Annotated in this window: 19 protein-coding genes; 8 read left to right on the forward strand and 11 right to left on the reverse strand. The window is 47.2% G+C overall.

Features of this window, described 5'->3' with window-relative positions; all coding sequences use genetic code 11:
- The first annotated feature begins 94 nt into the window (after nt 1-94).
- Nucleotides 95-301: a hypothetical protein gene (locus ACLHR0_RS23890; protein WP_436490048.1), complete on the forward strand. Its 207-nt coding sequence runs from the start codon at nt 95-97 to the stop codon at nt 299-301.
- Between the two features lie 113 nt (nt 302-414).
- Nucleotides 415-1,431 carry an oxygen-dependent tRNA uridine(34) hydroxylase TrhO gene (gene trhO / locus ACLHR0_RS23895; RefSeq protein ID WP_370910385.1) on the forward strand — a complete coding sequence of 339 codons (1,017 nt, stop codon included), beginning with the start codon at nt 415-417 and terminating at the stop codon, nt 1,429-1,431.
- Nucleotides 1,432-1,619: 188 nt separating this feature from the next.
- On the opposite strand, the gene ACLHR0_RS23900 is transcribed toward trhO, so the two are convergent.
- From ACLHR0_RS23900 to ACLHR0_RS23930, 7 genes are all read right to left on the reverse strand, one after another.
- A complete protein-coding gene (locus ACLHR0_RS23900; protein WP_436490050.1) occupies nt 1,620-4,718 on the reverse strand; it encodes an efflux RND transporter permease subunit in 3,099 nt (1,032 codons plus the stop codon).
- Nucleotides 4,719-4,730: 12 nt separating this feature from the next.
- On the reverse strand, nt 4,731-6,044 hold the full coding sequence (locus ACLHR0_RS23905; RefSeq protein ID WP_436490052.1) for a carbohydrate porin: 1,314 nt from the start codon (nt 6,042-6,044) through the stop codon (nt 4,731-4,733).
- Between the two features lie 7 nt (nt 6,045-6,051).
- Nucleotides 6,052-7,143 carry an efflux RND transporter periplasmic adaptor subunit gene (locus ACLHR0_RS23910; RefSeq protein WP_436490054.1) on the reverse strand — a complete coding sequence of 364 codons (1,092 nt, stop codon included), beginning with the start codon at nt 7,141-7,143 and terminating at the stop codon, nt 6,052-6,054.
- A 4-nt stretch (nt 7,144-7,147) separates the two neighbouring features.
- Nucleotides 7,148-8,425: a TolC family protein gene (locus ACLHR0_RS23915; RefSeq protein WP_436490056.1), complete on the reverse strand. Its 1,278-nt coding sequence runs from the start codon at nt 8,423-8,425 to the stop codon at nt 7,148-7,150.
- An 82-nt stretch (nt 8,426-8,507) separates the two neighbouring features.
- Nucleotides 8,508-9,878 carry a HAMP domain-containing sensor histidine kinase gene (locus tag ACLHR0_RS23920; protein ID WP_429047781.1) on the reverse strand — a complete coding sequence of 457 codons (1,371 nt, stop codon included), beginning with the start codon at nt 9,876-9,878 and terminating at the stop codon, nt 8,508-8,510.
- A gap of 8 nt (nt 9,879-9,886) precedes the next feature.
- A complete protein-coding gene (locus tag ACLHR0_RS23925) occupies nt 9,887-10,573 on the reverse strand; it encodes a response regulator (protein WP_370910391.1) in 687 nt (228 codons plus the stop codon).
- Between the two features lie 59 nt (nt 10,574-10,632).
- Nucleotides 10,633-12,600 carry an ABC-F family ATP-binding cassette domain-containing protein gene (locus ACLHR0_RS23930; RefSeq protein ID WP_436490058.1) on the reverse strand — a complete coding sequence of 656 codons (1,968 nt, stop codon included), beginning with the start codon at nt 12,598-12,600 and terminating at the stop codon, nt 10,633-10,635.
- Between the two features lie 129 nt (nt 12,601-12,729).
- Here ACLHR0_RS23930 and ACLHR0_RS23935 point away from each other — a divergent pair, with 129 nt between their 5' ends.
- Nucleotides 12,730-13,320 (forward strand): DUF3347 domain-containing protein, encoded by a 591-nt coding sequence (locus ACLHR0_RS23935; RefSeq protein WP_429047791.1) that lies wholly within the window; start codon nt 12,730-12,732, stop codon nt 13,318-13,320.
- Between the two features lie 69 nt (nt 13,321-13,389).
- On the forward strand, nt 13,390-15,753 hold the full coding sequence (locus ACLHR0_RS23940; protein ID WP_436490060.1) for a TonB-dependent receptor: 2,364 nt from the start codon (nt 13,390-13,392) through the stop codon (nt 15,751-15,753).
- 76 nt (nt 15,754-15,829) lie between these two features.
- On the opposite strand, the gene ACLHR0_RS23945 is transcribed toward ACLHR0_RS23940, so the two are convergent.
- Entirely contained in the window at nt 15,830-16,354 is a 525-nt protein-coding gene (locus tag ACLHR0_RS23945; RefSeq protein ID WP_436490062.1) for a hypothetical protein, read from the reverse strand.
- A gap of 596 nt (nt 16,355-16,950) precedes the next feature.
- Here ACLHR0_RS23945 and thrS point away from each other — a divergent pair.
- The gene (gene thrS, locus ACLHR0_RS23950) at nt 16,951-18,891 is read left to right on the forward strand and encodes a threonine--tRNA ligase (protein WP_436490064.1); all 1,941 of its coding nucleotides are present in this window, start codon (nt 16,951-16,953) and stop codon (nt 18,889-18,891) included.
- A gap of 170 nt (nt 18,892-19,061) precedes the next feature.
- Entirely contained in the window at nt 19,062-19,769 is a 708-nt protein-coding gene (infC, locus tag ACLHR0_RS23955; RefSeq protein WP_429047798.1) for a translation initiation factor IF-3, read from the forward strand.
- Between the two features lie 83 nt (nt 19,770-19,852).
- Here infC and ACLHR0_RS23960 read toward each other — a convergent pair whose 3' ends face one another.
- Nucleotides 19,853-20,368: a hypothetical protein gene (locus ACLHR0_RS23960; protein WP_429047800.1), complete on the reverse strand. Its 516-nt coding sequence runs from the start codon at nt 20,366-20,368 to the stop codon at nt 19,853-19,855.
- A gap of 25 nt (nt 20,369-20,393) precedes the next feature.
- Nucleotides 20,394-20,984, reverse strand: a complete 591-nt coding sequence (locus ACLHR0_RS23965) for an HD domain-containing protein (protein WP_429064726.1) — start codon at nt 20,982-20,984, stop codon at nt 20,394-20,396.
- Between the two features lie 181 nt (nt 20,985-21,165).
- On the opposite strand from ACLHR0_RS23965, the gene ACLHR0_RS23970 reads away from it, so the two are divergent.
- Nucleotides 21,166-22,143 (forward strand): cation diffusion facilitator family transporter, encoded by a 978-nt coding sequence (locus ACLHR0_RS23970; RefSeq protein WP_429047805.1) that lies wholly within the window; start codon nt 21,166-21,168, stop codon nt 22,141-22,143.
- A gap of 79 nt (nt 22,144-22,222) precedes the next feature.
- On the opposite strand, the gene ACLHR0_RS23975 is transcribed toward ACLHR0_RS23970, so the two are convergent.
- On the reverse strand, nt 22,223-23,434 hold the full coding sequence (locus ACLHR0_RS23975; RefSeq protein ID WP_429047807.1) for a serine hydrolase domain-containing protein: 1,212 nt from the start codon (nt 23,432-23,434) through the stop codon (nt 22,223-22,225).
- 315 nt (nt 23,435-23,749) lie between these two features.
- Here ACLHR0_RS23975 and serA point away from each other — a divergent pair, with 315 nt between their 5' ends.
- Entirely contained in the window at nt 23,750-24,985 is a 1,236-nt protein-coding gene (gene serA, locus ACLHR0_RS23980; protein WP_429047809.1) for a phosphoglycerate dehydrogenase, read from the forward strand.
- Nucleotides 24,986-25,059 lie beyond the last annotated feature (74 nt).

Consider the following 25,059-nt stretch of genomic DNA (forward strand, 5'->3'; position numbering starts at 1 on the left):
TTCGTTAGTAAGGTAAGTATATTTGGACAAGCGCTGTGCACATTTTACTCACACGTTGGTGCCAAAATGAACCGTCATCCTTTGAATTACCGGTATGAGAAAGATCGCCCTCATTGCGCTGTTGTCGGGAATTATCCTGGCCGCAGCCGCCTATATTACGGAAACAAATGACCTGCCCGGCGCAGCAGAACTGAGAACCCCCGGCTTTATCGGTTATATCTTCATTATCAGCGCAATAGCCTGGTTTTCCTTACACGTCCTGTACCAGTGGGCGAAGAAATCAGACCCTTCTCATTCCTGATATTCAATGGATTTTGCTACCTTTGCTCCCTAAATCAATTGTTCTTTTACGATTAAAGAGAGTTGATTGGAGTTTTGTTCGCGACGCAGGCGTCCTTAAAATTTCAAGCAATTATGGCATTACACAATAGAGTATCTGCCGCCGAACTGAAGGTCCGGCTGGCCAATGAAACGTTTAAACGCGTCACTGTTTCTTTCTACCAGTACGCAAAAATCCCCGATCCACAGGCATTCCGTGATCAGTTGTACGAATCCCTTTTCCAACTCGGTACTTTCGGACGCATTTATGTAGCCCATGAAGGCATTAATGCCCAGGTGAGCGTTCCTGAGCATCACTTTGAGGCATTTAAGCAACAGTTGTACTCGATCGACTTTCTACATGGCATCCGGCTGAATATTGCCGTGGACGATGACGGTAAATCCTTCTTTGTACTGAAAATCAAAGTCCGCGATAAAATTGTGGCCGACGGAATTGAGGACCCCACCTTCGATATGGCCAACCGTGGCCGTTACGTGGATGCCAGCACCTTCAATGAACTTACTGCCGACCCGGATACCGTGATCGTGGACATGAGAAACCATTACGAATATGAAGTGGGTCATTTTGAAGGCGCCATAGAAGTACCTTCAGATACTTTCCGCGATCAGCTGCCGATGGCAGTTGATATGCTTGCAGATAAAAAAGACAAGAATATCATCATGTACTGCACCGGTGGAATCCGTTGTGAAAAAGCATCGGCTTACATGCTGCATAATGGTTTTAAAAACGTATTTCACCTGGAAGGAGGTATCATTGAATACACCAACAAAGCCCGGCAGCAGGGACTTCCCATTAAGTTCAAAGGTAAAAATTTTGTATTCGACGACCGGCTTGGGGAACGCATCAGCGACGATATTATCAGTCATTGCCACCAGTGCGGAGCGCCCTGCGATACACATACCAACTGCCTTAACGATGGCTGCCACCTCCTGTTTATCCAGTGCGAATCCTGCGCGAAGAAATATGATGGCTGCTGCAGTGAATCCTGCCAAACCACCCATGCATTACCGCCGGAACAACAGGCAGAACTGCGAAAGGGAGTGGAGAAAGGACTTATGTTCAATAAATCCCGGCGAAGAAAAGTAGAATAAAAAATCCGCCCCGCGTTGTTTCTTCTCGGCAGGGCGGAGTAGTTGACCATAAAATTGAATCGGCCGGATCACTCCGGCCTTTTCTTTTTTACGACCATTCTATCAACCTATATGCGAACTAAAAATATAAGCGTATAGTCCACCACGTTATAACAAACTAAATGAAAGGACTACACGCAATTTCATCCTCACATCTGATCTTTCTTATTTTTATAGGCGCCATAGAAAATGATCGGGAACACCAGCAGTGTTAATACTGTTGCGGTAATAAGCCCGCCAATTACCACGATCGCCAGCGGCTTCTGTGTTTCAGACCCGATACCATGTGATATGGCCGCCGGAATCAAACCGATGGCGGCCATCATGGCGGTCATTACCACCGGCCGTATGCGGCTCTGCACACCTAACTTGATCGATTCATTCAGCGATAATCTCGCTTCGAGGTTCTTATGGAATACAGAAATGAGAATCACCCCATTCTGAATACAGATACCAAACAATGCAATAAAACCTACCCCCGCAGAGATACCAAAGTTCATATTGGTAACATGCAATGCCAGGATACCGCCTATCAACGCAAACGGCACGTTCATTAACACCAGCCCCGCGTCCTTTACACTGCCCAGCATAATAAACAACACCATAAAGATGGCAATGATACTGATAGGCACTACCTGTCCCAGTCGTTGGGTAGCCCGCACCTGGTTTTCAAATTCACCCGTCCAGCCAATGCTGTAGCCTTTCGGCAATTTCACTACCCGGTTGATCTTCGCCTGCGCTTCCGCAATAGTGCTGCCGAGGTCGCGGTCACGGACAGAAAACTTCACGCCGATAAAACGTTTGTTACTGTCGCGGTAAATGAAAGCCGGTCCCGTAATGGTTTTGATCTCAGCGATCTCTTTCAGCGGTATTTTATTGTTGTTGATAGTAGGCACCATCAGGTTGGCCAGGTCATCTTCCGTTTTACGATAGTTTTCATCATAACGGATACGGATATCGAATTTTTTCTCGCCTTCATACAGCTGGGTAGCCGTTTTACCGCCAATGGCCATTTCAATAACTGCCTGGGCATCCCCGGTGGCTACACCATACTGGGCCATTTTGTTGTCGTCGAGATTGATGCTCATTTCAGGCTGACCAATATTCCGGATCACGCCAAGATCCTTGATCCCCTGCACCGTTTTCAATTGCGCCACTACCTGTTGCGACAATGATTCCAGCTTCACGAGGTCGTCGCCGAAAATCTTTACGCCGTTGGCAGCCTTGAACCCGGCTACTGCTTCAGAAACGTTGTCGCTGATTGGTTGCGAGAAGTTGAGGATGATACCCGGGTATTTCTTCAGCCGTTGTTCCATCTGGGAAATCAGCTCGTCCTGCGTGATCTTCCGTTTCCATTCTTCCTTCGGCGCCAGGTCTACCTGGTATTGTATAAAGTAAAAACCGTTGGGATCTGTACCATCGTTGGAGCGGCCTACCTGTGATAATACCCTTTTTACTTCGGGGAAGCCGCCGAGGTCCTGCCGGATATCATGCGCCATTTTAGTGCTTTCCGTGAGCGACATGCTCATGGGCAACTCCGTGGTTACCCACAGGGAGCCTTCATTCAGCTGCGGAAGGAACTCTGTTCCCAGGAATTTGGCGGAAATAAACGTAAGTATCATGAAGGCCAGTGCCAGCGTAATGCTCAGGCGTTTATTCCGGTAGGTCCATCCAAACCCTCTCATTACAAAACGGTCAAAGAAGTTCACCAGTGGATTATTCTTCTCTTTCACATTTTTGTTGAGCAAGATGGAACACAGTACCGGCACCAGTGTTAAGGTAAAGAGCAGTGCGCCCAGTAACGCAAATCCCAACGTCCAGGCCAGTGGCGAAAACATTTTACCTTCTACTTTCTGGAAAGAAAATATGGGGATCAGGGAGATGATGATAATGAGTTTAGAAAAGAAGATGGCTTTGGCCAGTTCTCCACCGGTTTGCTTGATCCAGCCCAGCTTCGCCATTTTGTTGAACCGCTCCATGCCGTATTTGTGGGCTTTATGGTCCAGCATCACGAAGATGCCTTCTACCATTACCACCGCGCCGTCTATGATGATACCGAAGTCAATCGCCCCCATCGACAGCAGGTTGGCGCTCATACCTTTCATGCGCAGGCACATAAAGGCAAACAACAGTGCCAGCGGGATAATGATGGATACAATCACGGTAGTGCGCCAGTCGGCCATGAACAGGAATACGATCACCGTTACAAAAATGATCCCTTCCGCGAGGTTGTGCATCACGGTGTGGGTACAGAACTCCATGAGGTTATCGCGGTCATAGAACGTTTCCATCTTGATATCATCCGGCAAAATGGTTTCATTCAGCTCCTTCAGCTTCTCTTTCAGGCGGGCGAGTACTTCTGTGGGGTTTTCACCTTTGCGCATCACCACAATGCCTTCCACCAGGTCGTCGTTGCTGCCTATGCCCACCTGGCCCACGCGCGGGGCAGAGGCTTCATGTACATTTGCGAGGTCTTTTACCAGCAAAGGCACGCCGTTGATATTCTGAACAATGATGTTGTTGATATCGGGGATGCTGTTTAGCAGCCCGATGCCACGCACCACGTATGCCTGCCCGTTCTTTTCAATCACATCACCGCCTACGTTCACATTACTTTTGGTCACTGCCTGGTATAATTCCAGCGGTGTAATATCGTATTTGGCCAATCGTACCGGGTCAGCGGAGATCTCGTAGATCTTTTCCTGCCCGCCGAAGGCAACTACATCGGCTACACCGGGCACGCTCCGGATCTGCCGGTCTATCACCCAGTTCTGCCAGGTGAGCAGATCGCGGGAATCGCGTTTACTGCTTTTCAGGTAGTACCGGAATATTTCACCGGTAGGACCGTAGGGAGGCTGTACTTCGGGTTCGGCGCCCTCCGGCAAACTGATACTCTGCAGCATGTTGTTGACCTGCTGCCGTGCGAAGAAATCTTCCACGTCATCGTCGAACATGATCTTCACTACAGATAACCCGAACATGGTAACAGAGCGCACACTGGTTTTCTTCTGCACCGCATTCATGGATACTTCTATGGGCAGCGTTACAAAGCGTTCCACTTCCTGCGCGCTGCGGCCATTCCACTTGGTTACAATCACAATCTGTGTGTTGGTAACGTCGGGGAAGGCTTCAATGGGCGTATGCAAAAAGGAAAACACGCCTGCTGCGATCAAAGTAGCTACGCTGATAAAAACAAACAGTTTGTTCCTCAGCGAAAAAGCGACAATATTTCTAATGAATTTATTCATAAGTCCTGTTCTTTAGAATGCCACTCTGGTCCTTAATCCGATGATATTTACCGGTCCGCGGTCCCCGTTGTAGGCAGGGTGCATCACAAACTGGTAATCAGGGCTTAGGGCTATATGTAGCCTGGTAATGTTACATTGATAGAAAACTTCGGCAATCATTTCCGGTGCGTAGTTCAACTGGCCGTCGCCGATCATGAATCCGGTGCCACCGGCAGCAAGGTAGTTGCGGTGCTCTTCTGATAATCCGTTCACCACCAGCGCCACACCGGCGTTATCCTGGTTGCGGTGCCAGCACTGGCCGTTTTGCAGCCATCCGGCGCTAACAGAGCGGTCTATTTCGGTATAAGCCCAGGTTTCATTGCGGCCATCATTCCACGATGCTTTCAGGAAAGCGCCGCCGCTGTTGGTAAGTTCCTGGTCTATATTGATACCAAAACCGTATTTAGTATGTCCGTCCCTTCTTACGGAACTGACGTCCGGCGTATCTTTTGCGGCACTCACCGCTTCGTTATAATTGCCCATAGGAGCCTGGTTAATAAAAGCCATTAACCGGACATTCCCTTCATGCTTATTCAGTGTATGCGTATGCGTTACTTCTATTACCTCACCGTTGGATTTACCGTATTGGTAGTTCAATTTCGGTCCGTTGGCTTCTTCCGGCTCCAGGGAAGTAGCTGCCTGTAACAGCCAGTTATCCTTCCGGTACTGAATGGTCAGCGCCATGGTATAGCCGCGTACATCTGCTGGGTAGTCCCATGCGGCATTGCTCATCAGCGACCAGTTCATAAACTGGGTGCGGGGATCGTGGCTATACGTATTCTGATCAAAGAAATCCGCGAGGCAGTATTTACCGCCAATGAAACGGAGATAGTGGGTAGGCGTGGCGCCGCCTACATGGTTCAGATCATCACCATCTGCTTCGGTATTGGAAGTTAACGGTAATGTATACACGCCATAAGCCCTGGCCAGGTATATTTTCGGTTTGGGATCGCCCACGCGAAAGGTTTCTCCGTTCGGGAAACCCGCAATGCCGGTGGCATGGCTGAGACCTTCACCACCAGCGAGTTCCGGGTTCACATATAATTCAAAGTTCTTCCACGGGCGGATACCGGCATAAACAGTACTGGTAATAGATGTAGCCCCTTTTTCATGGGTACGGAAACTGTTGGCGCCTGAGTACTTCGCGGAGAAATCAGGATGCCATTGCGTTACCAGTGTTTGCTGAAAATGGAAAGTGTAGGGGATAATGCTATCCGTCTTCTTTTCCTGTGCCAGCAGGCGGGTACTGCCCAGTGCCAGTATTCCTATGGAGAACAGCTGCTTCATGGCCCGCTTAATCTTTAAGTGCATCGTAGATGAGCAATTGATTTTTGGAAATCACTTTCTCTTCTGCGGCCAGGCCGGAGGAGATATAAGTAATATCGCCGGATGTTTTAGCCACTTCTACCTCGCGTACGGCTATATTAAATTTGTCTTTAAATACCAGCACATAATTTTTGCTGTTATCAAAGATGACGGCGGCAGAAGGGACGGCTATCTTTTGGTCGTTATCCTGGTACTTCACGTATACGGTAGCAAACATTTCCGGCTTCAGCAGCATGTTTTTGTTATCGATGCTGATCCGTACCTGCATGGTTTTGGTGGCAGGGTCCAGGAAATTGTAGATCTTATCGATTTTGCCGTGGAAGGGCTCATCAGGATAACTTACCGTTACCACGTCTGCTTCATAGCCTTCTTTGATACGCGCGATATCTGTTTCAAAAACATTGGCCATCACCCACACATCATCCAGTTCGGAGATCGTAAAAATGTTGGAACTGTTATCGGTACGTATCTCCATGTTATTATTGATATTCTTCTCAATAATATAACCGGAAATAGGAGCGGTTACCAGGTAGGTAGCGCCTTTGCCTTTGCGGTATATGGTAAACAGATCGTTGAGCCGGTTAATTTCCGCATCAGATTTTTGTACTTCTCCTTTGGCGTTTACTACGTCTTTATCTGTGTTCAAACGGCTGTCGAACAGGTCCTGGGCTACTTTGAGGTTTTTGTCTGCTACATTGCGGTCAGACTTTGCCTGGGCCAGCTGCTTTTCGTAATCAGCAATTTCAGCACTGTGTATTACGGCCAGTACCTGGCCTTTCTGTACATAGTCGCCCAGCTGTACTTTGATATCTTCCACATACCCGCTCACCAGTGGGTATACTTTCAATACCTTACCGCCATTAGGGGTAACCTTACCGGATAAACGAACTTCGTTCACCACCGGCTGCAGGTATGCCGTATCGATACGGATATTTTTCAGCATGGTATCGCTGAGAACGAAGGTGGTTTTCTCCTGATCTTCTGCCTGGCTGTGTTTACAACCACTCCACAGAATAGTTGCCAGCAGCGAAAAGCCAATAAAAAGGAAAGGCTGTTTCATGCGCTTAATTTTTAAATAATTCTTGTCCTGTTGCATAGTTGAGTTCTTCGTAGGCATTTACCCGGTTGGATAAAAACTTGTTGATATTTTTCGCGTTATCGCTATAACTGTTGAAGTAATCGATGAACTGAAGAAGGGAGATATTTCCTTTGCTGAAATTCTTGGCTACTTCAGCAATCAGGGTATCAAATTCTCCCTGGAACCGGTGCAGGTCAAATCCTTTGTAACGCTTTTCCAGTGCTAGTATACGCTGATAAGCATTCAATACTTCTGATTGTGCGATGGATTGCTGTTGCAGTAGTTGTTGTTGTTCTGCGCCGATTTGAAGTTGTGCGGCGCGGATATTTCCCTGGTTGCGGTTCCAGGTGGGTAAATCAATTCCCAGTGTCAGGCCAACGAAATTAGGCGTGTAACTACCTTGTTTATCGTAGGTGGCGCCTACATGAAGGTCCGGCACTGCCATTGATTTCTGGAGGCGGTAGTTGAGCTGTGCGGTCTGGAACTGCACGTCAGCCATCCGTACATCCGGCCTGTTCTGCGCTACGCTGTCGAGTAATGATTGCAGCTGGATCTTATCCAGGTTATATGAAGCCAGGTCTGCGGGTTGCAGCCGGGCCTCATAAAAAACGCTGGTATGTAACAACTGTTGTAGGTTTTTCTGTGATTCCAATTCCTGTTGTTTCAGATCGGCGAAGTCGTTTTCAATGCCTACCTGTAATGCCTGCAGCCTGACGAGATCCGCATGGGCCACGCTTCCTTTTTTATCAGCTGTTACATATGCATCTACAATTTTCTGCAGGTTATCCAGCTGTTCTTTTAACACGGTTTCAATCTGTTGCTGGTAGTATACATTGTAGAAGTTTTCCCGGAGTTGTAAGCGGAGGGTACGCACCAGTTCATCGAAGTTGGCCTCGCTCATTTTGGCGGCTGCTGCGGCCAGTTGTATGGTTTTATTCCGTTTGCCTGCCAGCTGAATGAGCTGATCAAGGTTATATTGTGTTTCGCCGCCGGCGCCCACATTAAACGGTTTAAAGTTATTAGTGCTGCCAAAACCCAGTACAGTGCTGAAGGAAGGATTGTCCCACATCTTCGCCTGCCGTATCAGCGCTTTGGAGGCGTCTACCTGGTAGCGTTGCGCCAGTAATAAATAGTTTTTTGTAAGAAATGAATCTTCAACTGCCTGCAGTGTTACAGGTTGAGAAGTGATTTGCGCCTGTGCATGTTGAATAAAGCCCAGGCAGTAAATACACGCTGTTAGGAACAGCATCCTGATAGTTCGCATAATGCCAGATTTCATGGCACAAAGCTCACAAAGGGGAATTAAAGCGGCCTTTAAGGAAGATTAAAAAAAAATTAAAAGAAATTTATACGTGTGGGAGGACCACGGAGAATGTAGTGCCTCCTTCAGGATTGGAGGTAACAGTAATATGCCCGCCATGGATCTGCACAATTTTCTTACAGATAGATAAACCCAGGCCATGGCCGCGGATTTGAAGCACATTTTGCCCACGGTAAAAGGGTTCAAATATTTTGTTAATATCGTCCGGTGGAATACCAATGCCGGAATCTTTTATCTGTATAAGAATATTTTTCGTGAAAAAATCTATCGACACATGCGCAGTATTATTTTCTGAAAATTTACACGCATTATCGATCAGGTTCAGGAAAAGCACCTTCAACAGGCTCTCGTTTCCATAGCAGGTCACGAGCAAATCATTATCAGGTACCTTTATGAAATGGATCTCTACTTTACTGGAAGTTTTTTGTTTCAGCCGGATCAGGGTGGTCATCTCCATCAGTAACTCATCTATCCTTACATTCGTCAATACAAACTCCTGCTGCCGCATTTCCGACTGTGCCAGTTGCAACAGGCCGTTGGAAAGATCGGAGAGGTTTTCTGCATCTTCCAGCACAGAAGTAAGTAGTGCCAGGTATTCTTCTTTGCTCCGGTCTTTGGATAATGCCACCTGTAACTGGCTGATAATAGCCGCCAGGGGAGTACGCAGCTCATGGGAAGCATTGCTCACAAAGCTTTTTTGCAGGTGAAACGACTCGCTGAGACGTTGCAGCATAGTGTTGAAGTTGGCGCCCAGCTTGGCTATTTCATCTTTTCCTTTCACGGCTACCTGTGTATCCTGCATGTTGTTGGCATTGATACTATCTACCTGCTGTACCAGCTGATCGATTGGCTGTACCATTTTACGCGCAAAAAAGTAACCTACGCCCACCAGTACTATCACGGCGGTAATCAGCTCCAGCAGCAGGATCTGGCTGAGGTTCTGGAGGTTTTGAAAACCATATTTATCAAAGGAAGATACAATGACGATGACAGATACGTTGCCTTCTGTATAATACACGCCCACCACTTCGCCAACGCCTTTGTCGTAGCTGTACAGTTTATTTTCCTTGATATAATCGAGTAAACTGGGATGTGTGCGGATGGTAGTATCTTTCAGGTTGCTGTACAGCAGGTCGTAATTAGGATTGTATACGAGTATGGTTTCTTTATAAAGATCCTGGAAGGTGGTCCGGTCCAGCTTCCGCAGCAGGTCCACCTTTACGTTGCCATCTTCAATGATCACGTTGGCAATGGAGCGGGCGCGGTATTCCAGCCGTTCCAGGTATTCCGCCTTCCGCGACTTGGCAGAGAAATAATAGGCCAGCACGGCAAATGCAACGAGCATCAGCGTAGCCGACAGGGTATAATAAAGCGCTATTTTATATTTGATTTTCAACCGGTGTGTTATTCTTCAGAAAGATAATAACCCATACCTGTTTTTGTATGCAGGAGTTTCTGATCAAAATCCTTGTCTATTTTTTTGCGGAGGAAGTTCATATACACTTCAATCACGTTGGTACCGGTATCGAAGTCGATATCCCATACTTTTTCAGCGATGGTGATTTTGGAGATAACCTTGCCTTTGTGCATGGCCAGGAATTCCAGCAGCTGGTATTCTTTGGCGGTGAGGGCAATCTTTTTACCGCCACGGGTTACATCTTTTTTCTCGCGGTCTATTTCGAGGTCGGCGATCGTGATTTTGTACTGGGTGCCATGCGTGGCATCGGAGCCGGCTCTTTTCAGGAATACCCGGATGCGCGCCAGCAGTTCGCGGAAGTCGAAGGGCTTTACCAGGTAATCGTCGGCGCCCAGCTCAAAAGCCTGCATTTTGTCTTCCACGCCACCGAGTGCGGTGAGCATGATCACGGGAACGCGGTTGTTTTTGTGGCGGATCACTTCACACAGCTCATAACCGTTGTTGTGCGGCAGGTTCAGGTCCAGGATCACCAGGTCGTAATCGTTACTGGTAGCTAATCCTTTACCCATACGGCCGTCGTAGGCCACATCCACATCAAAACCGTTTTCCTCCAGTCCTTTCTTAACGGCATTGGCTACTTTAACTTCGTCTTCAACAACCAGTATCTTTTGCATAGAAAGGGTTTAAGTGTTGTTATACAGGCATCCTGAAAGATACCTGTATAACAAAATAACTAACTGATAAGGTTCGCTTCCAGCTGCATTATTTTCTCAAATAACTGCTCATATTGCTGATTGGCCCTGTCCAGGTACTTCTGAACATCCTGGTATTCGCTTTCTACCTGGGCAAATTTAGCTTTATCATTGTAGATTTCAGGAGAACCGAGGCTGGCTTCCAGGCCGGCCTTACGTTCTTTCAGGCTGGCCACCTGGCCTTCTACCTGTGAAAACTGTTTTTGTTGTTTCTGCAGTTCACGCTGTACGTCTTTGTTGATAGCGCCTTTACCTGCATCTGCAACCGGGGCTGCTGCCTGCTGGCGGCTTTCTTTTTTCGTATCTGCGTTATTGTTAGTGGCTTTGGCGTTGCCGTTTTGTTGCTGGGCAGCCATTCTCTTTTTCCACTCTTCGTATTCGTTGTAGGTACCTTTAAACTCCTTGATTTCGCCGTCTACGATTTCCCAGATCTTATTGGCTGTCTGGCTTACGAAGTAACGGTCGTGGGATACCAGTACCAGGCTGCCATCATATTTGTTCAGGGCGTCTATCAGCATCTGCACGGAGTTCATGTCCAGGTGGTTCGTAGGCTCATCCAGCATCAGGAAGTTCGCCTGGCTGATAATGGTTTTTGCCAGCGCCACACGGGCTTTTTCACCTCCGGACAGGATCTTGATCTTCTTAAATACATCATCGCCGGTAAAGAGGAAGCAGCCTAACAACTGGCGTAATTCCAGCTCTGTACGGCCGCTGCCGAAGTTCTTCAGCTCGTCCAGTATTTCGCTGTTCATATCCAGTGATTCCAGCTGGTGCTGTGCATAGAAGCTGGTTACCACGTTATGACCGGGTACGCGTTCTCCTTCCATCGGTTCCATACCAAAGATGATACGCAGCAGGGTAGACTTACCCTTACCATTGGCGCCGATTAAGGCTATTTTATCACCACGGTTGATTTCAGCGCTGGTATTTTTTAAGATCTCTATCTTGCCGAAGCTTTTACTGATGTTATTCAGTGTACATAGGATCTTACCAGGTGTTTTATCTACTGTGAAGTTTATTTTGATTTTAGAAGGGCCGTTATCGGTTTGTTCCACCCGCTCCAGTTTATCGAGCCTTTTGGCGATACTCTGTGCCTGGGCGGCTTTGGACGCTTTGGCTTTAAAGCGTTCAATAAAGCGTTCCTGCTGGCGGATATAATCCTGCTGGTTTTCGTAAGCGCGTTGCTGCATTTCCCGGCGAAGTTCCTTTTCCACTTCATAGTCGGCGTAAGAACCGGCGTAGTGGTGCAGTTGCTGCTGGTATACTTCCACAATCTTGTTCACCATACGGTCCAGGAAGAAACGGTCATGCGATACGATGATCACAGCGCCGTTGTAACCTACCAGGTATCTTTCCAGCCATTCGATGGAGGGAAGATCCAGGTGGTTCGTGGGCTCATCGAGCATCAGCACATCCGGCTGCTGCAGGATAAGACGAGCCAGGAGCACACGCATGCGCCATCCACCCGAAAACTGGCTGTACGGCCGCTCCAGGTCGGAGGTGGTAAAGCCGAGGCCTTCCAGCACCTGCGCCGTTTTATGTTTCATGTTGTAGCCGTCGAGCGCTTCAAATTCATGCAGCTTGTCACTGAATTCGTGCAACAGTTCTTCGGTCTGACTGTCTTCCAGCTCCCGGGTAATACGTTCAATATCTTTCTCCAGCTCCAGTGCTTTGCCAAAGGCCATCATGCCTACGGTAAGAATAGATTCATCGGTTTCAAAGCTGAGCAGGTCCTGGTTAAAGAAGCCAATCGTCAGACTTTTACTTTTATTAACACTTCCTTTGGAAATGGAATATTCCCCATTGATAATGCGTAACAGGGTAGATTTGCCGGTACCATTCAACCCGATAAGCCCTACACGGTCACCCGGTTCTATATGCCACGAGGAATTTTCCAGAATAACCCTGGACCCAAACTCAAACGTAATGTCCTGTAATGCGATCAACATAAAAAATAAAAAAATTGGATAAAAAACGTGCAAAGTTAAGGAAAAATGCGGACTTTAACCTACTCAAATTCAGTACTCCAAAGAAACAATCCGCTCATTTTATTTAGTTTTGTTACAAAGTGTAAGATTATGAATTTTAAAGTATGCGTTCCGGTTGGCTTACTGATGCTGGGTGTGGCCCTGTTTGCCTGCAACCAGCAGACCGCCCCGAAACAGGAAGAAGCGGCAGCAGGCGCTTCCGCCGCGTTACAGGCGCCCTATAGCCAGGTGTTTTACGACTCACTGGGCGCCGCCATGCAATCGTATTACCAGCTTTCGGATGCGCTGGTACAGGCTGATAGCACTGCCGCCAATACCGCAGCAGCGACACTGAAAGGGCATGTGGACAGTTTGCCGGTCAACCTTTTACAGATGGATAGCAGCCACCTGGCCAATATTACCGGTATCACCGGCAGCGTAAGCGCTGAATTAACCGGTCTGGCAGGAGAAACAGGGCTGGAAGGCAAAAGAGCCGCTTTCCAGATGGTATCCGATATGCTGTTCGACCTTGTAAAGAACACCGGCCTGAAAGGTCATACTATTTATCACCAGTACTGCCCGATGGCATTTGATGATAAAGGCGCGTACTGGCTTAGCGACAAAGCAGCTATACAGAATCCTTACTTTGGCCATAAGATGCTCACCTGCGGTGAAACCAAAGATAGCCTGAGCTATAAATAATAAGTAATCGTTGAATCGTGCGCAGTAAATCGTAAATTACTTTCGCTTTGCTGCTCATGATTTAACGGTATGTTCACACGATATAGTCCCCTTTTATTGTTCTTCTTTTTGCTGTGTTTCTTCAATGAGGCAGCGGGACAGCAATATACCGTAAGCGGTTTTATTAAAGACAGTACCAATGGCGAATCGTTGCCCGGCGCCACCGTGCAGGTGCTGCATTCCACCAACGGCGTACATACCAACAACTACGGATTTTATTCTATCACGCTGCCGGCAGGCAATTACATCCTCCTGTATTCATTTCTCGGCTACGAATCCAAAGCAGTGGCGTTGACGCTGGATGCCAATACCACCCAGCACCTGCAACTATACCCGCGTTCTTACCAGGCAAAGGAAGTAGTGATCACCGACAAAAGAAAGGATGCCAATGTGAAAAATACCGAGATGGGAAAGGCCGAGCTGACCGCAGTACAGATAAAGAAACTGCCGGCACTGATGGGGGAGGTGGATGTGCTCAAAGCCCTGCAGCTGATGCCGGGGGTACAGGCTGCCGGTGAAGGCAACGCCGGTTTTTATGTGCGTGGCGGCGGGGCCGATCAGAACCTTATCCTGCTGGACGAAGCGCCGGTGTATAATACAGGCCACCTTTTTGGCTTTTTCTCTGTATTTAATGCAGATGCCATCCGGAGCACCACGCTCATCAAAGGCGGTATGCCAGCCAATTACGGGGGCCGGTTGTCGTCTGTGGCAGATATTGCTATGAAGGAAGGGAATAATAAAAATTTCCAGGGAGAAGGGGGAATCGGGCTGATCTCTTCCCGGTTATCTTTCCAGGGACCTTTGAAAAAAGATAAGGCCTCTTTTATCGTGAGCGGCCGTCGCACTTATATCGACCTTGTCACAAAGCCATTTATCAATAATACTTCGTATAAGGGTTCGGGTTATTATTTCTATGACCTGAATGTAAAGATGAACTACGCTATTTCGGAGAAAGACCATATTTACCTGAGCGGTTATCTTGGAAAAGATGTGTTCAGCTTTAATAACCAGGACCGTTCCTTTGATGTAAAGATTCCCTGGGGCAATACCACGGCTACTTTGCGCTGGAATCACGTGTTCAGCCAGAAGTTATTTGCCAACACCTCTCTCATCTATAACGACTATAAATTTCAATTCAGCGCCCTGCAAAATAATTTCGATATCCGGTTGTCTTCCGGCATCAGCGATATGAACCTGAAAACAGATTTTGACTATTACGCGCATGTAAAGCATCATATCCGTTTTGGCGGCAACTATATCTATCACACGTTTACACCCTCTACTATCAGCGGGGAGCAGGATTCCACCAAATTCTCCCCCGAGAATGTGTTTAAGAAATATGCCCATGAGGTGGCATTATACCTGATGGATGACTGGGAAATATCTCCCAGGTTGCAATTGAATGTGGGTGTTCGCTACAGCGGGTTTATGCAGATCGGCCCTTATACCCGCTACTCCCGTGATGCAGCGGGGAATAAAACGGATAGTGTTGTATACCGGCGCTGGCAGCCGATATCCCGTCATGGTGGCTTTGAACCGCGGGTCATCCTGAGATGGTCCTGGAACGAGGTAAGTTCCGTAAAAGCTTCCGCAACCCGTAACTATCAGTTTATTCATCTTGTATCCAACGCGGGAACTACTTTGCCTACAGACGTATGGGTGCCCAGCACTTACCTGGTGCAGCCGCAGATTTCCTGGCAATATTCTGCCGGGTACTTCCGCAATTTCAGCAACAATATGTATGAGGCATCTGCCGAGGTATATTATAAAAGCCTGCAAAACCAGATTGAATACAGGGAAGGATACACTCCATCGCTGAATGATCCGGAGCAGGACTTCGTGTTCGGAAAGGGGGAGGCCTATGGCATGGAATTATTTGTAAACAAAAAGAAAGGGCGGTTTACCGGCTGGCTGGGCTATACACTGGCCTGGACCTGGCGGCAATTTCCCGCGTTGAATGATGGCAACCGTTATCCCGCGAAGTACGACCGTCGCCATGATCTGGCCCTGGTAGGCACTTACGACCTGAGTAAACGCTGGACGGTGTCAGGTGTGTTTATTTACGGCACCGGTAATACCACTACGCTACCTGAAAAGTTCTATTTTATAGAAGGCACGCTGGTACAGGGTTACGGCAGTATCAACTCCTACCGGCTGGATGCCTATCACCGGCTCGACCTGTCGGCCATATATACTCCGGTGCCTAAACGGCCCAATAAGCGTGTGAAAGGCAGCTGGACATTTTCTGTGTATAACGTTTACAGCAGGAAGAATCCTTATTTCATTTACTTTGACCAGGAGGGGAGCGCCGTAGATGGCACGTTGAAGGTGAGTGCGAAGCAGGTGTCGTTGTTCCCGGTGTTACCGTCGGTGACGTATAATTTCAGGTTCTAGCCGGGATTCAAAAGGGGTGATAGTACCTGAATTCAAATGAGATGATAGTACATACAAATGGGGTGATAGCGGGGGATTACCTCACGAAGCAGTACCTGATAATTCCTACCAGGGCAGCCACTATAGCAATGAATTGCGCAATGGCGGCATAGTGTACCGATTTGATCAGTTCTGCTTTAACGTCCTGGATAGTGCCCAGCAGCTCCGATTTAACCTTTTGGATGTCCGTTGTTAATTCTGACTTAACCTTTTGAATATCCAGCGTCAACCCGTTTTTTACAACCGATAGCTCTTCTTTGGTGGCCATCAGATCCATACGGGTGGCAAGCTTGTGGATATCCTGCTTAAGTTCGTTTTTAACATTCGACAGCTCTTCTTTAGTAGCCATCAAATCCATACGGGTAGCAAGCGTGTGGATGTCCTGCTTAAGTTCGTTTTTAACATCCCATAGTTCGCCTTTAGTTGCCAGTTGTTCAATTTTTGCGGATGATTTCCTTTCATAATGGTCATCCAGCGCATTTACAACTTCGAGAGCTTTGTCATCCGGCAAATGCAGGTCATTCCGGAAGATGTCATACAGTCTTAAGTTTCCGATTGTCATATGTAATGGTTTTATATTACAGGGTTAAAATTAATTTATTCTTTATTTCGATATCGTGATAATTACAGATATTTCTTTTAAATATATCAAAGCTGATGGCTGTTTATTATTTTGTAACTGTGAATAATATTTTGATGTAAATAATCTCAAAAAGGCATCCGTATTATTGCCAGGAGCGCTATATCAGGGAAGTTTTTGGGGGGCATAGTGCATTGGGAGTGCATGCCTAGTGCATGGGGAGTCCATGAGGAGTGCATGGTAAGTGCATTGATACTGCATGGATGACCCATGACATACGCTGGTTTGAGGCATAGGTGAAGCAGGGGTGAGGTAACTGTTATCTTTTAGCTTAACTTCCCCTAAATAAGATCGTCTCACCCGGTAAATCACATGGATTGTAATGTTTTATCATTATAAATGTGCATTTAAGCCATTTTTCAACTGTGTTCACACCGCTGTATAAATATTTATTTTTAAAATCCTTAAGTTCAACGACATGGTTATCTAAAAGCTAACAAACTATTTCTTAACTTCGCAAACATTTTATAAAGGAAATATAGCCCATATGAAAAAGTATGGTGCTAACAGCAAAACGTATGATAAATATCACTTTTCCGGATGGCGCAGTTCGTCAGTATGAATCAGGAGTAACTGCATTGGACATTGCCAAATCCATCAGCGAAGGATTGGCACGCAAAGTATTGGCAGCAAATGTTAACGGGCAGGTAGTGGATGCTACACGCCCGATTTTGACGGATAGCACGCTGCAGCTGCTGACGTGGGTGGATAAGGATGGTAAGGCAACAATGTGGCATTCCTCGGCGCATCTGATGGCCGAAGCACTGGAAGCCCTGTACCCCGGCGTAAAGCTCGGCTATGGCCCTTCAATTGAAAATGGATTCTATTACGATATTGATTTGGGCGACCGCACGATTTCTGAAGAAGATCTGAAGGCGATCGAAGCAAAAATGGTGGAGTTGTCTAAACACAACAGCGAATACGTGCGCAAAGAAGTAAGCAAGGCAGATGCCCTGACTTATTTTACTGAAAAAGACGATCCGTATAAAATAGAAACGATCAATGAATTACCTGATGGAAGCATTACCTTCTATACACAGGGCGGATTCACCGATCTTTGCCGCGGACCGCACATTCCGAATACCGGCTTTATCAAATCCATCAAGCTGACGAGCATTGCAGGCGCTTACTGGCGCGGCAGTGAAAAAAATAAGATGCTTACCCGCATCTATGGCATCACTTTCCCTAACCAGAAAGAGCTGGACGAATACCTGGCCCTGATAGAAGAAGCAAAGAAACGTGATCACCGCAAACTGGGTAAAGAACTGGAACTGTTTGCCTTCTCTGAAAAAGTAGGTTTAGGTTTACCTATGTGGTTGCCTAAAGGCGCCATGCTGCGTGAACGCCTGCAGCGTTTCCTCCAGGAAGCCCAGCTGGCCAGCGGTTACCTGCCGGTAGTAACACCGCATATCGGGAATAAAAATCTGTATGTGACTTCCGGTCACTACGAAAAATACGGAAAAGACAGTTTTCAGCCGATCCATACGCCGGAAGAAGGTGAGGAGTTTATGCTGAAACCTATGAACTGCCCGCATCACTGCGAACTGTACAAGGTATCGCCAAAGTCGTACAAGGATTTACCCGTGCGCTTTGCCGAATTTGGTACCGTGTACCGTTATGAGCAGCATGGTGAACTGCACGGTCTTACCCGTGTGAGAGGATTTACCCAGGATGATGCGCACCTGTTCTGCCGTCCTGACCAGGTAAAGGAAGAATTCCAGAAAGTGATAGACCTGGTGATGTATGTATTCAACAGTTTGAGTTTTACCGAGTATACTGCACAGATTTCACTGCGTCATAAAACGGACCGCAGTAAATACATGGGTACCGAAGAGAACTGGGAGCTGGCAGAAAAAGCAATTATCGAGTCTGCCGCCGAAAAAGGGCTGAACACCGTGGTGGAATACGACGAAGCGGCGTTCTATGGTCCTAAGCTCGACTTCATGGTGAAGGATGCACTGGGCCGTAAATGGCAACTTGGTACCATCCAGGTGGATTACAACCTGCCGGAACGCTTTGAACTGGAGTACATCGGGGCCGATAACCAGAAACACCGGCCGGTGATGATTCACCGTGCGCCATTTGGTTCACTGGAACGCTTTATCGCCGTGCTGATCGAACATTGCGCCGGTAAATTCCCGTTGTGGTTAGCGCCAACACAGGTGAAGATCCTGCCGATCAGTGATAAAAGCCAGGCCTACGCAGAAAAAGTAGCAGAATTGCTAAAAAAAGCAGAAATTCGCGCTGAGATAGATGATAGAAGCGAAAAGATAGGTAAGAAGATCCGGGAAGCAGAGCTGGCAAAGATTCCGTACATGCTCGTACTCGGTGAAAAAGAAGCAGCCGACAATGTAGTAGCCGTTCGTCGTCAATCAAAAGGTGATTTGGGAACTATGCAACTCGAACAGTTTACCACCATGATAAACGAAGAGGTAGCAAACCGGAAGCCAATTGAGTAACATCGCATAAATGTGGAAAAAAGGTATATAAAACAATGAACATTACTCGATTGAGGTATGTTAATTGCTGTAATTTTCCCCGTATTTTTGTAAAGATTGTTTTTGGTCCATGGACGAGATGTGGACCATGGACTAAAAGGACAATTAATTAATTAATTTTATTTTTCTTAATGCAACAAAGACCCAGACCAAGCAGTTTTGGCGGCAACAACCGGGGAAGAAACCCCAACTTCCGCAGGGAACAACAACAAGAACATCGCACCAACAGGATGATACGCGTTCCTGAGGTACGACTTGTAGGTGAAAATATTGAGGTAGGTGTCTACAAAACAGAGGATGCACTGCGTATGGCTGAGGAACAGGGTTTAGACCTGGTAGAGATTTCCCCGAATGCTGTGCCTCCCGTTTGTCGTATCATCGACTACAACAAATTCCTCTACGAAAAGAAAAAGAAGGAAAAGGAAATGAAGGCGAAGGCGCACAAAAGTGAAGTGAAAGAAATTCGCTTTACGCCTAACACCGATGACCATGACTTCGATTTCAAAGCGAAACATGCTGAAAGCTTCCTGAAAGACGGTAACAAGGTGAAAACCTATGTACAGTTTAAAGGACGTGCCATCATGTTTAAGGAACGTGGTGAATTGATCCTCCTGAAGTTTGCTGAAAGGCTGGCAGAAGTAGGTGGCCTGGAAAGTATGCCTACCATGGAAGGTAAGCGTATGATCGCCATCTTTGCCCCTAAAGCAGCGAAAAAGAAGGAAAAAGAACCTAAGGAACCGAGAGAACCCCGGGAACCAAGGGAGCCAAGAGAACCGAAAGAAGCAAAGGCGCCCGTTACGCCTCCAGCCGCTGATGCAGCAGGAGATGCCAACGCATAGCCGATGGTTATATCACATTAAAAAAGCAGCACAGCAGGGTATTATACCTTGTTGCGCTGCTTTTTCTTTTAGCGTGTAACCTGTTATTGTATTGCTTTTAGTACTTTCCGCGCCCTGGAACGGATAGCCGGTGTGGGATTATTTTCCAGCTCCGCTGCTATCAGCAGCCGGATCTCGTTTTTGATGTCAGGGTAATCTTTTGCCAGGTTAGCCAGTACCGTCATGGAAAAGGCTTTCACCGCCACTGCTTCCAGCGGATCTTCCAGGAACGCAAAACAACTGTTCATCACCGGCCCTTGCAGGGATTCCGGGACTGGCAGGTATTGCAATATCCTCAATACATTTCTCTTTACTGCCACCGGCATACCCGGTTCCTCCATCCTGGCTACCATAGCCGGCAGGTGGGGAGCAAGCAACGCGGGGTACTTTTTTGCCACAAAGCTCACAATCCACGCGGCCCGTTGTACCACGCGGTATTCGTCGTGCAGGAACAAGTGTATCAAGGCGGCAAACCGTTCCGGATGGGGACCTATCCAGGTCGCAATGCGGAGCGACTGGGCACGGGAATTTTCCGATAAAATTTCAGTACGCAGATCCATAGACCTGCAATTTAATACACACGAGTTAATTATTGGCGGAAGTACTGTTTGCCAGCAGGTAGGCGAGCGTTTTTTCACGCATCCGCGCTACGTCTTCAGGCTTCACCGGCATATCCGTTTCCTTGCCCATATCATCCCAGATGCGGATCTGGATGTATTGGTGGAATAAAGGATCATTGCGGAACGCCAGCGCCTCTTCTTCATTCATAGGCCCACCCTGGTATTCGAGGGTTTGTTTGCTGGCTTCGGAGAGGGTATCGTAATAGGCGCTGTCCGACCAGGTAAGATAGCGTTTCGCGGCCACATGACTGCCCACCAGCTGCGCCATGCGCTCCGGGAAGCCGCATTCCAGCAGGAAAGCGCTGCCCAGGTCGTCGTGTGCGCGGGTACCGAGGCCGCCCATCTGGGGCGCACTTTCAAAAAAATGACCAATGTCGTGCAGGAATGCAGCAACGATCATTTCATCATCAAAGCCTGTGCTTTCTGCTATAAGGGCCGCCTGCATCATATGCATCAGCATGGTTACCTGCTCGCCATATTCCTGGTGGCCGTAAGTATTATACAGGTCGAAGATTTTGTTGACTACTGATTGGGCATGTAATTCACTACCGGTCATTTTCGTACGTTTATAAGGGTTAGTACAGTTTTTTCATAGTATGCCGTGGCATTATCGCAAATGTAATAGCTGCAACTGCTTTATCAGCACGCCTCATGTTATGTTTTTATTAATACCGGAGTGGTTTTCAAACGCCAATAATCCTTTACCTTTGCCCTTTACATTACACAAAACTGAACCATTGCTAAAAAAAGAACTGCGCGTCATACTGGTGTCGCTGATCGTTAGTTTTATACTAACCGTGGCGAAATTTTCGGCGTACTTTATGACCCATTCGGTGGCAATCCTTTCTGATGCCCTGGAGTCCATTATCAACGTGGTGGCGGGCGGTTTTGCCTGCTATAGTATTTACCTTGCCAGTCAGCCGAAAGATGCCAACCATCCGTACGGACATGGCAAAGTGGAATTCTTTTCGATCGGTTTTGAAGGCGCCATGATCTTTATCGCCGGCGTGTTGATTCTTGTGAAAACGGCACAGTATTTTATCCTGCCGCGTGAACTGCACCAGATTGAAAACGGTTTATGGGTATTGGGCGCTACCACTGTCGCCAACCTGTTGCTGGGCCTGTACCTGGTACGTTCCGGTAAGCAGCTTTCTTCCATCACTATTTCGGGGAATGGCCAGCATATCATGACCGATGTTTACAGCAGCGCGGGGTTGATTGCTGCGTTGGTTGTCATTCATTTCACCGGCTGGACCTGGCTGGATCCCGCGGTATCACTGGTGATGGGCGGATTGATCCTCAGCAAAGGATATCAATTGATGCGCCGGTCTATTTCCGGGTTAATGGATGAAACGGATATGAAGATAGTGGACAAGGTGATCACTATTTTATCGGTTCATCGCAGGCAGAACTGGATCGATATGCATAATATGCGTGTGCAGCAATATGGCAACAACTATCACATTGATTGCCATGTAACGATGCCTTACTACCTGGAGCTGAATGATGCGCATGATGAAATGAAGAAGATTGAGAAGCTCGTGAATGAAGGGTTTGCCGGCAGTGAGGTAGAGTTTTTTATTCATATGGACCCCTGTATTCCTTCCTGTTGCCACTACTGTTTAAAAGAAGCCTGCCCGGTCCGGAGCCATGCATTTACCGGCGAAATAATATGGACCCGCGATAACGTGCTACCCAACAGAAAACATGGATAGTAATACATCTTGCTATAAAAAAACCAGCATAACTTATACAAGCTATGCTGGTTTTTTTTATAGTCAGATGTTTAACTGTTTATTCTTCTCCAGCTTCTTCACCATCACCATGGCCGATGATATCGCGAATAGGTTTTACTGCCTGGTAAATACCGCGGTTGTATTTGTTTCCTAAGATAACAAGGGTGGTAGAATCCTGTATGAAACGATAGAACACGGTGTTGTTACCATGCCACCAGCCGTTGTGATAAATAATATTTTTTGTACTGTCCGGATATACCATAAGGCGCCATCCCAGCCCGTAATTGCGGACGCCGGGCTTCTCATTGCTGTAAGGCGTGTAGGCAGCCTTTAAGGTAGCCGCATTCAGGAACTGGCCTGAATAGAGGGCCTGATCCCACTTCAGCATATCCTGTGCGCTGCTGTAAATACCTTTATCGCCCATTACACCGTCGAAGTAAGTATCCGGTTCAAACTGCCCGTTATATTTATGGCTCTGGGTTTGGTGCACGCGCACAGCAGAGGAGGGGTCGTATACAAAAGTGCTGGTCATATGCAGCGGTCCGAAAATAGTTTGCTGCATGAAGTCGGCATATTTCTGTCCGCTTACCTTTTCAATAATAGAAGCAAGGAGCAGGTAATTGGTGTTGCAGTACTGGAAGTGCGTACCTGGCAAATGTTGCATGGCGGGCTTATGCGCTTCCATTAATTTGATGACTTCGCCGTTGGTAATAAAGTTGGCTTCCTCTTTCCATAAACTGTCGCAGAAATAAAGGTAGTTAGGCAGGCCACTCCGGTGGTTCAGGAGCATGCGTACATTGATTCCTTTATAAGGAAATTCGGGAAAGAATTTTTGCAGGGAATCTTCCAGGCTCAGTTTCTCATTTTGTACCAGCCACATTACTGCTGCGCCGGTAAAGGTTTTTGTAACAGAAGCCAGCTGAAAGGAAGAACTGTCCATCACCGGTGTTTTAGTCCGGGAATTTTCATAGCCGTGATACTTTTCAAAGATAACCACCCCTTTCCTGGCCACTATGATGGCGCCGTTGAAACCGGTACGCAGGAGCTTTCCGTTATAGAATGCTTCCAGTTCCTGTTGCATTTGTTTAGTACGCGGTGATTTAAGGATGGCTTCTTTTTCCGCGGCCGATAGTCCTGTTGTAAAGCGTGCCGAATCTGCTGCTGCTTTCCTTTTACTTTCTTCCCTTCTTGCTGCATTGCTCTGGCAGCTGGAGATAATTGCAATTCCCGATATAGTTAAGATAATACTTATTGCTTTCAATCGCTTCATTAGAGGAGTTGTGACTACTTTCTTAATTCAATTTTCGACCCATAAAATACAAAGCGCTCAATTTAGACTCAAAGTAAAAGACTGCCAAATAAAAACAGTGATTTCGGATTCTTTTAATTGATTTTTAAGCAAAAAAGTGAGAAAAACTTTAAAAATCATCCCCGATTTCCGTCTTTTTTTGATAAAATCGAATTTGATTCCCCTGCTATTTGAATATTCCTCAACTTCGAGTAGGTTTGTGCCCTGTTTCCCCGCTATCAGCAATTATTAAGCCAATTGCAACACAGAGATACACATATAACTTAGTATAATATTATGGACCAGCAAAAGTCGACAAGTTATCCGAAAGAGAAGATCAGCATTTTATTATTAGAGAACATCAGCGATGCTGCGGTGGCAGAATTTACCACGGCAGGATACCATGTGCGCAAGCTTACCGGTGCGCTCAGCGAAGAGGATCTTATCAATGAAATCAAGGACGTTCATTTACTGGGCATCCGATCCAAAACCAAAGTTACCCGTAAGGTACTGGAATCGGCCAGGAAACTGCAGGCTATTGGTTGTTTCTGTATCGGTACCAACCAGGTTGACCTGAAAGCTGCTACAGAGCACGGTGTAACCGTTTTCAACGCGCCTTATTCCAATACCCGTTCCGTGGCTGAGCTGGTAATAGGTTTGTCTATTATCCTCATCCGCCGCATCGTGGATAAAAACAATGCAGCGCATAACGGCATCTGGCTTAAAGAAGCCACTGGCAGCTATGAGCTAAGGGGTAAAACACTTGGAATAGTAGGTTATGGCAACATCGGTAGCCAGGTGAGCGTATTGGCGGAAGGAATGGGCATGAACGTAATTTATTACGACGCCGAAACCAAATTGCCGCTGGGTAATGCAGAACAGCAACGCACGTTGAAGGAACTCTTCAACAAAGCGGATATCGTTTCGCTGCACGTACCTTCCAGCAAAACCACTACGAATATGATCACTGCAGAAGTGCTTGCAGATGCTAAACCCGGGGCTATTTTTATTAACTATGCCCGCGGTGAGGTAGTAGACCTGGAAGCGCTGAAAGATGCACTGGAAAGCGGACGTTTGTCCGGCGCCGCCATAGATGTATTCCCGGTAGAACCGGAAAAGAATGGCGCCGCATTCAGCACGCCGCTGCAAAAATTATCCAATGTAATCCTCACGCCGCATATCGGCGGAAGCACGGAAGAAGCGCAGCACAACATCGGACTGGACGTGAGCAGTAAAATGCTCAACTACCTGGAAAAGGGCGCCAGCTTCGGTTCTCATACGGTACCTGCTATCAGCGTGCCGCCTATTGAAAACACACATCGCATCCTGCATATCCACCGGAACGTGCCGGGCGTGTTGTCTGCCATCAATACTGCTTTATCTGCCAACAAAATCAACATCCTGGGGCAGTACCTGAAAACCAACGACCAGATCGGTTACGTGGTACTGGACGTGGATACGAGGTTATCACAAGAGGCGCTGGCTTTGCTGAAGGAAGTAGAGCATACGATTAAAACAAGATTACTGTATTAATAAAAGCAACAATGGATTTGCGGGCGAACGGTTTTAGTTCCCCGCAAATCCGTGATGCTCACCCACCATATCTC

The organism is Chitinophaga sp. ARDCPP14 (assembly GCF_051362515.1).
Classification (GTDB): Bacteria; Bacteroidota; Bacteroidia; order Chitinophagales; family Chitinophagaceae; genus Chitinophaga.

Bases quoted from the DNA above. Each gene is read 5' to 3' on its own strand.
- ACLHR0_RS23975 (WP_429047807.1), bottom strand. From the start codon at position 23,434: ATGAAGCGATTGAAAGCAATAAGTATTATCTTAACTATATCGGGAATT.
- ACLHR0_RS23965 (WP_429064726.1), bottom strand. From the start codon at position 20,984: ATGACCGGTAGTGAATTACATGCCCAATCAGTAGTCAACAAAATCTTC.
- serA (WP_429047809.1), top strand. From the start codon at position 23,750: ATGGACCAGCAAAAGTCGACAAGTTATCCGAAAGAGAAGATCAGCATT.
- ACLHR0_RS23940 (WP_436490060.1), top strand. From the start codon at position 13,390: ATGTTCACACGATATAGTCCCCTTTTATTGTTCTTCTTTTTGCTGTGT.
- ACLHR0_RS23925 (WP_370910391.1), bottom strand. From the start codon at position 10,573: ATGCAAAAGATACTGGTTGTTGAAGACGAAGTTAAAGTAGCCAATGCC.
- ACLHR0_RS23905 (WP_436490052.1), bottom strand. From the start codon at position 6,044: ATGAAGCAGCTGTTCTCCATAGGAATACTGGCACTGGGCAGTACCCGC.
- ACLHR0_RS23935 (WP_429047791.1), top strand. From the start codon at position 12,730: ATGAATTTTAAAGTATGCGTTCCGGTTGGCTTACTGATGCTGGGTGTG.
- ACLHR0_RS23960 (WP_429047800.1), bottom strand. From the start codon at position 20,368: ATGGATCTGCGTACTGAAATTTTATCGGAAAATTCCCGTGCCCAGTCG.
- ACLHR0_RS23900 (WP_436490050.1), bottom strand. From the start codon at position 4,718: ATGAATAAATTCATTAGAAATATTGTCGCTTTTTCGCTGAGGAACAAA.
- ACLHR0_RS23910 (WP_436490054.1), bottom strand. From the start codon at position 7,143: ATGAAACAGCCTTTCCTTTTTATTGGCTTTTCGCTGCTGGCAACTATT.
- thrS (WP_436490064.1), top strand. From the start codon at position 16,951: ATGATAAATATCACTTTTCCGGATGGCGCAGTTCGTCAGTATGAATCA.
- trhO (WP_370910385.1), top strand. From the start codon at position 415: ATGGCATTACACAATAGAGTATCTGCCGCCGAACTGAAGGTCCGGCTG.
- ACLHR0_RS23915 (WP_436490056.1), bottom strand. From the start codon at position 8,425: ATGCGAACTATCAGGATGCTGTTCCTAACAGCGTGTATTTACTGCCTG.
- ACLHR0_RS23890 (WP_436490048.1), top strand. From the start codon at position 95: ATGAGAAAGATCGCCCTCATTGCGCTGTTGTCGGGAATTATCCTGGCC.
- ACLHR0_RS23945 (WP_436490062.1), bottom strand. From the start codon at position 16,354: ATGACAATCGGAAACTTAAGACTGTATGACATCTTCCGGAATGACCTG.
- infC (WP_429047798.1), top strand. From the start codon at position 19,062: ATGCAACAAAGACCCAGACCAAGCAGTTTTGGCGGCAACAACCGGGGA.
- ACLHR0_RS23930 (WP_436490058.1), bottom strand. From the start codon at position 12,600: ATGTTGATCGCATTACAGGACATTACGTTTGAGTTTGGGTCCAGGGTT.